Source organism: Flectobacillus longus (assembly GCF_030056705.1).
GTDB classification, from domain to species: domain Bacteria; phylum Bacteroidota; class Bacteroidia; order Cytophagales; family Spirosomataceae; genus Flectobacillus; species Flectobacillus longus.
Genome location: NZ_JASHIC010000027.1, coordinates 64,467 through 77,461 on the forward strand (window position 1 = coordinate 64,467; position 12,995 = coordinate 77,461).

The window sequence follows — 12,995 nt, forward strand, 5'->3', positions numbered from 1 at the left end:
TTTGAACTTGTTTCCATTTAATAAGTCGGTTGGATGACAACCTATTTCAGGACTAGACAAAACAAACAAAAAAGCCTCTATTGATTTAGAGGCTTTTTTGGTTTCTAGACTAAGCTCTGTTGTATATTTGCAGGATTGCCAAAAACATAGATATCGCAATGAAAAAACTAACATTTGGAATTGGGCTATTAGCCCTCATTATAAGCTTACAATCTTGTGATTTTAGCAAGAGAATTGATACAACTGCGGCTGTAAAAGAACTCAAAGAAAGACAGGTAAAACGTATCAATAGCGCACAAATTACAGCGCAAGTAGATGATTGGGGGAAAAAAATAACACAAGAGTTGAACAAAAATTTTGTCAAAAATATCCTCAATTCTCCTATTATCGATTCCTTACAAAAAACGTATCGTATTGGTATAGAAATCGGGAGCCCAATCAAATTACAAAATCCTGCATTGGGCAAAAAAGTAAATGAAATATTAGATGCGTATCAATACAATGCCGAAAATCATTTACCTCAGATTGATAATATTCAAATGAGCGAAGACCAAGAGCATTTGTATTTTACATCTCCAGTTGTATTGGAAAATCAATTGAAAGGTATTTCAAAAACACAGTTGCAGGAACTTGTGACAAAAACAAAAATCGATAGCTTAGATTTTCGTAAAAAAGGTGACTTGTTGGGATTGTGGGTAATCAAATTCTCTAAAAAAGATGTGATTCGATTAGTTGACGTGAAGCAATTAAGCAAACTCAATACCAAAATTGGGCAATAATTAGAATGCTTACAATATTAAAAGCAGGTGGCACAAAGTATTAATATCACTTTGTGCCACTTGCTTTGTTTGCTTTATCCTTACCTTAGTAGTCGTACAAAACAATATTTAGTAAATAGCGAATGTAAGGTATCTATCAATTATTAAAATTTTACATTCACAATTCACAACTCATAATTCAGCATTGATACTTATATCTCATCCGCAATTTTGCGGTCATTCGACAAGCGAGGCACTTTGTTTTGCCCCCCCAATTTGCCTTGTGACTTCATGTAGTCGATAAAGGCATTTGGCGCTAAGGCTTTGATTTTGAGTCTTTGCAAAATATTTCCAGTTATCAAATCGTCGTAATAGACATTGAGCTGAGTGAGTTTTTCATCAAGATCATTAGCAAAAGCTTCAAGGTTGTTTGGTGCTTTTGCAAATTCTACCAGCCATTCATGATAAGGCAGACCGCCTTCAGGTGGTGTTACTTGTGGTGCTACCGTAAATTCTACCAATTCTACTTCTGGGTGTTTTTGCATCGCATATTGCATGGCTTTTTCTACCTCTTCACCAATCACATGCTCGCCAAAGGCAGAAATAAAGTGCTTGATACGCCCAGAAACCACAATACGGAATGGATCGAGAGATACAAATTTGACCGTATCTCCAATCGAATAGCCCCACAAACCTGCGTTAGTATTCATAATGAGGGCATAATTTACCCCCAATTCGACTTCGCCAATATGTAACCTGCGTGGGTTTGGTTTGAAATAATCTTCTGCTGGAATAAATTCGTAAAATACCCCAGAGTTTAAGAGTAATAACAAACCTTCTGCTTTTTGAGAATCCTGATAAGCGATGAATCCTTCCGATGCTGGATAGGTTTCAATAGAATCCACTTCCTTACCAATAGATTCAAACAATTTGGCACGATAAGGTTCAAAATTTACGCCACCGTACACAAACACCGAAAAGTCAGGAAATACATCTTTAATTTTTTTGCCAGTACGAGTTTGAATACGGTCAAAATACATTTGTACCCAAGGTGGAATCCCCGAAATCAAAGACATATTTTCAGGAAGTGTTTCATCAATAATTTTATCAAGCTTGGCCTCCCAATCGTCCATGCAATTGGTATCGTAGCTTGGCAATTGATTACTTCTCAAATAATCGGGCACATGGTGATTTACAATCCCCGACAAACGACCTACATGAATACCATGTTTCATCGTCATTTCGGGCGAACCAGAAAGGAATATTAATTTTTTGTCAAGAAATGAAGAATTACCTGTTTCGTGGACATAACTCAATAAAGCATCACGAGCGCCATTGATATGAAAGCCAATAGATTCCTTTGAAATAGGAATGTATTTTACCCCAGATGTTGTGCCAGATGTTTTGGCAAAATACAACGGTTTGTCTGGCCACAAAATATCTGACTCGCCAGCTACGACTTTCTCTACATAGCTTTTTAGCCCTTCGTAATCATGGATAGGTATATTTTGCTTAAATTGCTCATAATCATTGATTTCTGAGAATTTGTGTTCTTTGCCAAAAAGCGTACTCGAAGCTTGTTGGACCAACGATTTCATGAGGTTTAGTTGTGTTTCAACGGCATTTTTCTCCCATTTTTTTCGTTGATTAATCACATAAGCAGCAAAAGGTTTTGCCAAAAAGGCTCTTATTCCCATAATAATTCTTGAAAAGTGCGTAATGAAATTTATTCAATTTACATCTTAAATGTCATTCGGTGCAAGGGGGTCGTTCCAAATTCCTGAATAGCCTTACGATGTTTGGGGGTGGGGTACCCTGCATTTTGTTCCCAACCGTAATGTGAGTAAGTTTGAGCAAACTCCGTCATCAAATCATCTCTAAAAGTCTTTGCTAATACTGAGGCTGCGGCAATATTGAGAAATTTGGCATCACCTTTGACAATACAAGTATGAGGAATCATCGGATAGTTTGGAAAGCGATTTCCATCTATCAGCAAGTGTTCTGGTCGTATTTGTAATTGGTCAACAGCCAAGTGCATAGCCTTCATGCTTGCTTTGAGAATATTTATCTGGTCGATTTCGATATTGGATACTTCCGCAACTGCCCACGCCAAGGCATCCCGCTGAATGTCTAAACGAAGTAATTCTCGTTGTTTTTTGCTGAGTTGCTTTGAATCATTTAGGAGCTCGTGTTCATAATATTTTGGTAAAATCACTGCCGCTGCTACCACAGGACCTGCCAAACATCCACGTCCAGCTTCGTCGAGCCCTGCCTCGATTAAAGATTCATTGTAAAAGCTTTTGAGCATATTTTTTGAATTGTTGAGATACAAATTTATAAAACTATCTCAATTCCATAGAGCTTTAAAACAGATTATGCCCTAAACTACCCCCAATGGCCGTTTTGAATAAAGGTATAACCTCTATTTTCGCCATAGATTTAAGAAAAAATAAGATTAATCATATAAGAAAAATCCAATCCTTGCTTGGCATGATTTATGCTTTAATCGGATTGGGAAAGTGTTTTCAATCGATTAAAAATGAAGATTACAGGTCTTTTAGGACACTTCTTTTACAACCCCATTAACATAATGCCTAAAGTTAAAAAGAAATTATTTGTACTGATTTTGAGCTTAATACAGAGTGCAACTGTTTGGTCTCAAAATGGTAATTCCTTACTCAAAGATGCTGCTCGACATTTTGAGGTGTCTAGTTTTGTGACTGCAATACCCAAATTAGAACAAGTTCTTCAAAATAGCTCCCCAAAACTTACTACTTCCGAACGTTTGTCTGCGCTTTTACAACTAGCCTATAGTTACAAAGCTGTAGGGAAATTTGAAAATTCGGAACAAACTTACCGTAAAGCCTTTGATATTCCTGCTACAATTGCGGGTGACCAACTGAAGTCATACTTGTATTTTGCACAAGTTCTTGTACAAAATAATAAATTCAAAGAAGCACAAGAATGGTTTGAAAAGTACAATAATTTGTCGGTTTCTCTTCGTGACGATACACGCCAGTATCAGCCATCAACGGTTTCGAGAATTTCTAATGACCCTTTTACTCAAAATGGAAGATACTTGGTCGAATACCTTGATTTTAATACTACCCGCCCAGAGTTTAGTCCAATGTATTTTAAAAATGGATTAGTTTTTTGTTCTGGAAAAGGTACAGGTAGTAGCTTGGTTGGAAATAAAGGTTTTTTGGATTTGTATTATATCAGTGATATTAACAAGGTTACGGGTGTTTCGGAAGAGGTCTTAGATGCTCCTAAACAAAAAGTTGCCAAAGCAGGCTCTTCAAAACTAGGAAAGGATTTTTATACCAGAATAACAGCCAACGATTCGAAAACAGTTAACTATTTTGAATCAATTCCCGCTGAAGCGGTAATGTCAAAACAAACTACTAAAGGGCAAATAGCGGAATCAGAGGTCTTTAGTAAAACATTGAATACTAAATTTCATGAAGGACCTGCAACTTTTAGTAGTGATTTTTCGAAAATTATTTTTACTAGAAATAACTTTAATGAAGGCTCGCAAGGTAAAAGTGAAGATAATGTAACCAAATTGAAATTGTATACTGCCGAACTAAGTGAGTCTGGTTGGAGCGAAGCAACGGAATTACCTTTCAATGGTGACGATTTTTCGACAGCGCACCCTGCTTGGTCAAAAGATGGTCGTTTTTTATACTTTGCATCTGATCGTAAAGGGGGACATGGAGGAATGGATATTTGGGTAGTAGAATACAAAGATAATAAGTGGGGAACGCCTGTTAACTTGGGCAAAGATGTAAATACTAAAGGAACTGAGGTCTTTCCCTTTGTTGATGAAAGAGGTAACGTTTATTTTGCCTCAGATGGTTTGAAAGGTGCAGGGGGATTAGATATTTTTATTGTATCTACCCAAAACGGACTTCCTAATCGTTCGCCTTTGAATATAGGCGAGCCTTTTAACTCAGAAAATGACGATTTTGGTATTATTACTGATGGTCAAAGGCTAAATGGATATTTTAGTAGTGACAGACGTAGAGGTGACGACGATGATATTTATCGTTTTACTAAAATGTTAGATGTTTATGACTGCCGCCAAATGCTATTGACCATTGTCGATGGCGAATCAAAAGCTTCAATAGGTAAAGCAGAGGTGAGCCTTCTAGCTAAAGGAGGTACCGAAGAAAAACTATTAACCAATGAATCTGGTCAAACACAATTTTGTGTAAATCGAGATACAGATTATGTGATTACAGTAAAAAGAGAAGGCTATAATACTAATGTACTAGGTTTTTCGACTAAAGGAGAGTCGGACAATGCACCTTCTGCTATGGATATTCCTTTACGAAAACAAGGAGGTCCGATTGTAACTCAACCAGAGGTTCAGCCCAAAAACCTTCCTCCTGTTGAGATTACTCAACCAACAGATACAATCAAAACTGAAAAGGTATCGCAACTGAAAGGTGTAGTAAAAACCGAAATTGAAAAAATACCTATCGAAGGCGTGCTCGTAACTTTTATCAATGAGTGCGATGGCTCAAAGCAACAAGTAATTACAGGTTCTGACGGGGTATATGCTTTTGATATGGAAGAGGGGTGTGATTATACGCTCGAAGTATCTAAAGATGGTTATGGAACCACTGTCAATAAAATTAATAAAGTAATTAAGAAAGCTAAACCAAAAGTAGTATCTCAGGATTTGGGTTTGTTTAAAGAAGGTGACTTGATTACGATCGACAATATTTACTACGATATGGGTAGTGCCAAAATCAGGAAAGATGCAGCAAGAGAGCTAGATAAACTGGCGGCTACCTTGATGAAAAACCCAAGTATGGTTATTGAATTAGGCTCACATACAGACAGTAGAGGCGATGCCCAAGAAAACCTTAATCTATCGTCAAAGCGAGCACAGGCAGCTGTAGACTATATTGCTAAAAAAGGAGTTGAACGTAATCGCATGTTGGCCAAAGGTTATGGTGAATCATTGTTGGTAAATGGCTGTTCTGATGGCGTTAGTTGTACCGAACGTGAGCATCAAAAAAACAGAAGAACGACAGTGAAAGTAATTAAGGCTAAAACAGAATAGGGTAAATAGGTATGCTATAATAGCAACAAATATGAGTCATTCCTAATTTAGTGATTGAGCGCATGAGTGATTATTTTTAATCTACATTTTACAAGTAGATACGCAAAGGATTGCGTCTAAATAAAGAGGTGTCATGTTGAAATATAGTATGAAAAAAGGCGTTCGAAAACTCATTTCGAACGCCTTTTTTCATAAACAGTACAATGGTTCACCTTGTGAATCCCAATAAGCACAAACAAGAGGTCTCTATTTTAAATTATTCCAAAATTAGAGATGACTCATGTTTTGATACTATTTTTCAGAATGATACATATTTACTCGTAAAGCATTGCTTCTCTACTGCTAGAATATAAACTTTTAAGATAATCACTCATTCTCTCAATCTCAACTCACTAAATTAGAGATAACTCATGTTTGTTATTTATAATGAACTCAATGCTTACTCTATCAATAAGTAAATTGTGCAATTACAAGACCTCCGATAATAGCACCAATGATGGGACCCACTACAGGTACCCAAGCGTATTGCCAATCAGAACTTCCTTTGCCAGCAATAGGCAAAATTGCATGAGCAATACGTGGTCCTAAGTCTCTAGCAGGATTAATAGCATAGCCAGTTGTACCACCTAATGATAAACCAATTGCCCAAACTAATAACCCTACTACGTAAGGTCCCAATTGATTTGGTACACTTGGTAAAGCTCCCAGAACAATAATGAGCAAAAGTGTTCCTAATAGCTCGCTCATTAAATTGGCAATAGGCTTATTAATTGCTGGCGAAGTAGAAAAGCAAGCAAGTTTTAAACCTGTATCTTCTGTTTTTTCCCAATGTGGATGATAGTGAATCCACACCAAAACAGCTCCTAAAATTCCACCCAAGAGTTGAGCTAATATAAATGAGCCAGCATTTGACCAGTCGCCAGATTTACATGCCATCGCTACCGTAACCGCAGGATTTAGATGTGCCGCAGGACTCCCAAATGCAGTTGAAACAAAAATACCAATGGTAACAGCCATAGCCCATCCAGTAGTAATGACCATCCAGCCAGCATTCTCGCCTTTGGAGTGTTTGAGTAAAACATTGGCAACAACACCATTGCCAAGATAAATTAAAACTGCTGTTCCGATTAGTTCGCCTAGAAAAGCTGAATGCATAGCCAAATAGTTTGATTTAGATTATTGGATAGTTAAATATAAGTTGAGTTTAGGCATTAGTTTTGAAACTGCTACTAATCAAGCTATTGTAACACATTCAAATCCTACCTAATTTTAATAGATTCTTAATAGAAAATAGTTTTTGGGTTTTTCTCATAAATAATAATTTACCCAAAGCCGATATTCTAACTCTATATCTCTAAAAACATAAAATATCTTTTATTTACTTGCACAAATAAAAGAAAAAATTAATTAAAAGACAGTCTTTAGAATAGGAATAACGGGTATTTAATTTACCTTGATGTTTAGCTCTCGAAAAATCTGTATTTTTGAGTGAAAACATTAGAAATGAAATATACCCCTTGAAAAAGGATTATTGATATGAGAGAAGATTATTTGAAAGGTAGTAAAGAAAACCTTTCAACTGTGGAGAAAGAAATCGAACGCGCTTTGCGTCCGCTTTCATTTGATGATTTTACAGGACAAGATAAGGTACTCGAAAACCTTAAGATTTTTGTGCAGGCTGCTAAGCAGAGAGAGGAAGCTCTCGACCATGTATTGTTACATGGCCCTCCAGGGTTGGGAAAAACTACGCTTTCAAATATTGTAGCCAATGAATTAGAAGCTAATATCAAAATTACTTCAGGTCCAGTGCTCGATAAGCCATCAGATTTGGCGGGCTTATTGACAAACCTTCAGCCATTTGATGTACTGTTTATTGACGAAATTCATCGTCTGAATCCTATCGTAGAAGAATATCTCTATTCAGCAATGGAGGATTATAAGATTGATATTTTACTAGACTCAGGCCCTAATGCTCGAAGTGTACAGATTTCGCTCAGTCCGTTTACTTTGATTGGTGCTACTACTCGTGCAGGCTTACTTACTGCACCTTTGCGTGCGCGTTTTGGAATCAATGCCCGTTTGGAATATTATGACGCCAAATTGTTGACCACAATCGTACAACGTTCTTGCCATATTTTGGGTATGCCTATCGACGACGCTGGCGCTTATGAAATTGCTCGTCGTAGTCGTGGAACACCACGTATTGCCAACAACCTTCTCCGTCGTACACGTGACTTTGCACAAGTAAAAGGTAATGGTCGTATTACCGTAGATATTGCCGAAATGGCTTTGTCGGCACTCGATGTTGATCAAAATGGTCTTGATGAAATGGATAATAGAATCTTGTCAACTATCATCGAAAAATTCAAAGGCGGTCCTGTTGGACTTTCAACTATTGCTACAGCTTGTGGCGAGGAGGCCGAAACGATCGAAGAAGTATATGAGCCATTCTTGATTCAAGAAGGATTTTTGAAAAGAACTTCCCGTGGACGAGAGGCTACCGAGAGAGCGTATGCTCATTTAGGTATCGTACCAAAATATCGCTCTGGCGAACTATTTTAAAAACAAGGTCGAAAGGAAATCACTTCTTTCGACCTTGTTTTTTATCCCTAAATGCTCCCAAACTCCCCTCAAATTGTCAAATTTCCCAATTTTTTGCTCCCTACCCCTAAGATTTGACCTTCCATGAGAGCTGCCTTTACTTTGTGTCATCGGTTCCGCAATGGTAACCTCACAAATTGAAATTCTTAATAAAAATCTCTCAATACATTATGGAAAAGTTTCTTACAGCAGTTTTGATTTTACATATTGTTTCTGGTTTGACTGCTTTGGTAGTTGGACTAATAGCGATGTTTACGCCTAAGGGAAGTCCTAAACACACACTTTGGGGACGTATCTATTATTATGCAATGATGGTGGTGGCAATCACAGCAATATTAAGATTCAAAAATGAAACACGTTTAGTTTTCCTGACTTGTATTGCAGTATTTAGTTTCTACAATACTTTTACGGGTCGTCGATTGGTGTTGGTGGGTCGTAAAAATAATTGGCAAGCACAAGACTGGATTGCCGCATTGATTACCGTAATTTCAGGTATCGTGATGATTGCTTATGGTATTTGGGCTTATCAACAAGGTGTTACTTTTTACTTTGTGCTATTCGGATTATTTGGTTTATTCTCGTTGATTATTGCTATGTCAGATATTCTCACTTTTTCTGGTAAAATCAACCAACCTTGGATGCTCAATCATATTAGTCGTATGGGAGGTTCTTATATCGCTACAGTAACAGCATTTTTGGTAGTAAATAATCATAATATATTACCGTCATTAGTAGCTTGGATTGGTCCAGGCGTAATAGGAGGTGTGATTATCAGTAGAGTAAGAAGAAAGTATAAGCAAAAAATGCAGAAAGCTTAATTAGAAAGTACTCAAATATATTATCAAAACAGGCGTTCGAAAACTCATTTCGAACGCCTGTTTTGATAATATATTTATGAATGATACAGCCGTAGATTTGAAGAATAATCACTCAACCACTAAATTATGAAAAAACATTTCTAACGTTCAAACAAAAGTCTTTGACCTGTTTTACTTTCGTCGAATGTGCCATTTTCGTAAGCCAAGTGTCCTGATATAATTGTATGAGTCACTTTAGAACGAAGTGTAGTGCCTTCTAGTGGCGACCAACCACATTGATATAGTACGTTCTCTTTCGAAACGGTTACTTCCTCATTCAAGTCTACCAGCACCAAATCAGCCCAATAACCTTCACGGATATAACCTCTTTTCGAGATTTGGAAACAGTCTGCTACGGCGTGTGACATTTTCTCGGCGATTTTTTCTAAAGAAATTTTACCTTCTTTATAAAACTCCAACATCAATTGTAGTGGGTGCTGTACCAATGGTAAGCCCGAAGGTGATGACCAATAAGGATTTTGTTTTTCTTCCCAAGTATGTGGTGCGTGATCGGTTGCAATTACATCGATACGGTCGTCGAGCAAAGCTGCCAACAATTGTTGTTTATGACCATCAGCTTTTACGGCAGGATTACATTTGATTTGATTACCCAATGTTTCATAATCACGAGCATCAAACCATAGGTGATGCACACAAACCTCCGAAGTGATTTTCTTATCTTTCAAGGGGATATCATTACGGAATAAATGTGTTTCTTCGCCTGTTGTGATGTGAAGAATGTGCAAACGAGCACCATGTTGTTGCGCCAACTCAATCGCCATTGAAGACGATTTGATACAAGCTTCCACATTACGGATTTCTGGATGAACTCTTGGGTGTGGATTATCTCCGTATTTCTCTTTGTAAAGCGCCGAATTTGCACGAACAGTAGCCTCATCTTCGCAGTGCGTAGCAATTAAAGTTGGGCTATTTGAGAAAATATTTGTGAGCGTTTTTTCATTGTCTACCAACATATTGCCCGTTGATGAGCCCATAAAAACTTTGATACCACAAATATTGGTAATATTAGTTTTGAGAACTTCCTCGATATTGTCGTTTGAAGCACCCATATAAAAAGAATAATTCGCCAAAGAGGTACGAGCAGCAATGTCGTATTTGTCTTGGAGTAATTCTTGAGTAAGGGCGTTCGGAACGGTATTTGGCATTTCCATAAAAGTGGTTACGCCACCCGCCACACCTGCACGAGCCTCAGAATGAATACATGCTTTGTGGGTAAGACCTGGCTCACGGAAGTGCACTTGGTCGTCGATTACGCCTGGTAAGAGGTATTTGCCTGTCGCATCAATGATTTTGTCGGCTGAGATTCCGCTTAAATTAGTACCAATTTGGTCGATAAAACCATCTTTGACTAAAATGTCAGCAACTTGAATTTTGCCTTCGTTGACAACTTGAGCATTGAGGATTAGAATAGAGCTCATGGAGGAAAAAATTAAGGAGTTATGAGTGTGGCAACAAAATTACCTATAACTCATAACTCCTTGCTAATTTTTTGTAAAAAAACTCAAAATCTAACTTGAGTCTAATGCCAAACATTGTTTTGTTACTGCATGATTGTTGGCAAAAATAAATACTTATTTCACCTCCAATACCTTAAACTCCGTACGACGGTTCATTTGGTGTTCTTCTTCGGTACATTCTACGCCGTCGGCACATTTGTTAACCAACTGCGATTCGCCATAACCTTTGGCTACAATACGAGCGCGTGAGATACCTTTCGAAATAATATATTCGACCGCAGAATCAGCACGGCGTTGACTTAATTTTTGGTTGTAATCCGTTGAAGCACGTGAATCCGTATGTGAACCTAATTCCAATTTAATGGTTGGGTTATCTTGTAAAATCTGAACGATTTTGTCTAGTTCCACGCTCGCATCATTACGAATATTTGATTTGTCGAGATCGTAATAAATTGGTGCAATATGGAAAAGCTTCGTGATTTCTTTACCGACTTCTGGCTTATCGAGAGAGATATTCACGTAATAAGTCGTATCGTTTTCGGCTTTAGTCAATTTTTCTAAAGGAATTTCTTTTCCAATCATCGTAAAAGGCTCACGCTTTATAAAGTAACCTTTTTTCTCAGTTACGAGTGTATAAGATTTTCCTGTTTCTACTCTGATTTTGCCAAAACTGCCATCTGCTTTGGTAAAGACCTCTTCGAGTGCTTGCTGGCTTTCGTTGTCCAAAATAGCCACACGAACAGAATCTAACCCTTCATTTTTAACATCGTTCACGACGCCTGCCAAAAAGTAACGAATAGTTTTCTTAGCGGGATCTTTTTGTGCTACAACAGGAGGGGTTTCTTGGTATTTTTTGCCTGGCTGGGTATTTTCATAATAGTAGATATCGTCGTCACCTTTACCGCTATCACGATTTGAGGCAAAATAGCCTTTTGTAGAATCTATCGCCACAAGTCCAAAATCATCAAATCGAGAGTTGAGAGGCAAGCCTAAATGCTCTACCTGAATTTCTCCATTTTTACGAGTAGCTATATATAAATCCAAACCACCTAAGCCTGGATGTCCGTCAGAAGCAAAATATAACTTTCCATCGGCAGATACATAAGGGAACATTTCATCGCCAGCCGTATTGATGTCGGCCCCCATGTTGATCGCACGCCCAAAACGACCCGCGTTGTCAATATTTGCTCGGTAAAGATCTAGTCCACCTTTACCTCCTGCACGGTTTGAGCTGAAATAAAGAGTTTTTCCATCATTAGAAAACGACGGGCTACCATCCCAAGCCAATGAGTCAGATACTGAAATTAACTCTGGTTCACTCCAAACGCCATCATTTAGTTTAGAAATATACAAGTCAACATCTGGAGATTGGTCAGAACGTTTTCCTGTATTTCCACGGGCAAATACCATCGTTTTGCCATCACGTGTAAAGGCTGGTGTACCTTCGTTGGCATTATCCTTGAAGATATTGGCACTAAAAAAGCGAGGAGTTCCTACTTCGGTTGAGCTATTGAGTGGAGCACGGTAAAGACCGAGATAAGGTAAGCCGTTGTTTTTGTAAGTCAATTCTTTGCGAGAAGCCGTAAAAATCAAATCTTTATCTATCAAAATAGGAGAAAACTCCGAGCCAGACGAGTTGATACTTACAGGTTGAATCTCGATAAAAGTCTTTTTATTGGCAAGTGCCAAAACTTCAGGAAGCATATCTAACTCAGCAATAGCTTTGTTTTTGAACTCCTTGCTAGGTACGCCCGAAAGATATTTCTCAAGGTTTTTGGCAGCATCTTCATATTTGCCTTGTGCTTTTTGGGCATAAGCCAAATGAAAACGAATATCGTTTTCGCGACTGCCAGCTGCTAAGGCTTTTTCATAATACTCGCCAGCTTGGAGCATACGATTAGACAATCGATAAGATTCGGCAGTTAAAAATGCTGATTTGGCGGTTTCGTAATTGGCAGAGCTCGATTTTTGAAACTCTTTGATTGCCAATTCATATTCTCCGTTTTCAAACTTTTTCTGTCCTTTCTTAAACGACTGTAAAGCCGAGTTACAGCTCCCGAGCATCAATACTGTGGACAATAAGTATATTGAGGTACGAAGTTTTTGCATATAGAAAATAGATTTTTTGTAACGGCGATAGGCTTTAGGCCACTTAAATTAGAAAAGAATTTCAAACTTTTTGTTTATTTCTTACAGACTTATTTTTGGTAAAGACACAATCCAAGCA

9 protein-coding genes are annotated in these 12,995 nt (G+C 37.8%); 4 read left to right on the plus strand and 5 right to left on the minus strand.

Going from position 1 to position 12,995, the window contains the following annotated elements; genetic code table 11:
* Positions 1 to 158 precede the first annotated feature (158 nt).
* The gene (locus QM491_RS19500) at positions 159 to 779 is read left to right on the plus strand and encodes a hypothetical protein (protein WP_283329211.1); all 621 of its coding nucleotides are present in this window, start codon (positions 159 to 161) and stop codon (positions 777 to 779) included.
* Between the two features lie 191 nt (positions 780 to 970).
* On the opposite strand, the gene QM491_RS19505 is transcribed toward QM491_RS19500, so the two are convergent.
* Together QM491_RS19505 and rnhB are read right to left on the minus strand one after the other, a co-directional pair.
* Complete coding sequence (locus QM491_RS19505; RefSeq protein ID WP_283329212.1) at positions 971 to 2,455, minus strand: GH3 auxin-responsive promoter family protein; 1,485 nt, start codon at positions 2,453 to 2,455, stop codon at positions 971 to 973.
* 38 nt (positions 2,456 to 2,493) lie between these two features.
* Complete coding sequence (gene rnhB, locus QM491_RS19510; RefSeq protein ID WP_283329213.1) at positions 2,494 to 3,066, minus strand: ribonuclease HII; 573 nt, start codon at positions 3,064 to 3,066, stop codon at positions 2,494 to 2,496.
* 282 nt (positions 3,067 to 3,348) lie between these two features.
* On the opposite strand from rnhB, the gene QM491_RS19515 reads away from it, so the two are divergent.
* Positions 3,349 to 5,832, plus strand: coding sequence for an OmpA family protein (locus QM491_RS19515; protein ID WP_283329214.1), 2,484 nt, complete (start codon positions 3,349 to 3,351; stop codon positions 5,830 to 5,832).
* Between the two features lie 447 nt (positions 5,833 to 6,279).
* Here the strand turns inward: QM491_RS19515 and QM491_RS19520 are convergent, their stop codons facing one another.
* On the minus strand, positions 6,280 to 6,987 hold the full coding sequence (locus tag QM491_RS19520; protein WP_283329215.1) for an MIP/aquaporin family protein: 708 nt from the start codon (positions 6,985 to 6,987) through the stop codon (positions 6,280 to 6,282).
* Positions 6,988 to 7,368: 381 nt separating this feature from the next.
* Between QM491_RS19520 and ruvB the strand changes: the two genes are divergently transcribed.
* Together ruvB and QM491_RS19530 are read left to right on the plus strand one after the other, a co-directional pair.
* Complete coding sequence (gene ruvB, locus QM491_RS19525; RefSeq protein ID WP_283329216.1) at positions 7,369 to 8,394, plus strand: Holliday junction branch migration DNA helicase RuvB; 1,026 nt, start codon at positions 7,369 to 7,371, stop codon at positions 8,392 to 8,394.
* Between the two features lie 209 nt (positions 8,395 to 8,603).
* Positions 8,604 to 9,251 carry a DUF2306 domain-containing protein gene (locus tag QM491_RS19530; RefSeq protein WP_283329217.1) on the plus strand — a complete coding sequence of 216 codons (648 nt, stop codon included), beginning with the start codon at positions 8,604 to 8,606 and terminating at the stop codon, positions 9,249 to 9,251.
* A 140-nt stretch (positions 9,252 to 9,391) separates the two neighbouring features.
* On the opposite strand, the gene QM491_RS19535 is transcribed toward QM491_RS19530, so the two are convergent.
* Complete coding sequence (locus QM491_RS19535) at positions 9,392 to 10,729, minus strand: dihydroorotase (RefSeq protein WP_283329218.1); 1,338 nt, start codon at positions 10,727 to 10,729, stop codon at positions 9,392 to 9,394.
* 153 nt (positions 10,730 to 10,882) lie between these two features.
* A complete protein-coding gene (locus QM491_RS19540; protein ID WP_283329219.1) occupies positions 10,883 to 12,877 on the minus strand; it encodes a CHU_0125 family OmpA-like outer membrane integrity protein in 1,995 nt (664 codons plus the stop codon).
* Between the last annotated feature and the right edge of the window lie 118 nt (positions 12,878 to 12,995).

Excerpts from the sequence above, each read along its gene's own strand:
- QM491_RS19500 (WP_283329211.1), top strand. The coding sequence starts at position 159 with ATGAAAAAACTAACATTTGGAATTGGGCTATTAGCCCTCATTATAAGC.
- QM491_RS19505 (WP_283329212.1), bottom strand. The coding sequence starts at position 2,455 with ATGGGAATAAGAGCCTTTTTGGCAAAACCTTTTGCTGCTTATGTGATT.
- rnhB (WP_283329213.1), bottom strand. The coding sequence starts at position 3,066 with ATGCTCAAAAGCTTTTACAATGAATCTTTAATCGAGGCAGGGCTCGAC.
- QM491_RS19515 (WP_283329214.1), top strand. The coding sequence starts at position 3,349 with ATGCCTAAAGTTAAAAAGAAATTATTTGTACTGATTTTGAGCTTAATA.
- QM491_RS19520 (WP_283329215.1), bottom strand. The coding sequence starts at position 6,987 with ATGCATTCAGCTTTTCTAGGCGAACTAATCGGAACAGCAGTTTTAATT.
- ruvB (WP_283329216.1), top strand. The coding sequence starts at position 7,369 with ATGAGAGAAGATTATTTGAAAGGTAGTAAAGAAAACCTTTCAACTGTG.
- QM491_RS19530 (WP_283329217.1), top strand. The coding sequence starts at position 8,604 with ATGGAAAAGTTTCTTACAGCAGTTTTGATTTTACATATTGTTTCTGGT.
- QM491_RS19535 (WP_283329218.1), bottom strand. The coding sequence starts at position 10,729 with ATGAGCTCTATTCTAATCCTCAATGCTCAAGTTGTCAACGAAGGCAAA.
- QM491_RS19540 (WP_283329219.1), bottom strand. The coding sequence starts at position 12,877 with ATGCAAAAACTTCGTACCTCAATATACTTATTGTCCACAGTATTGATG.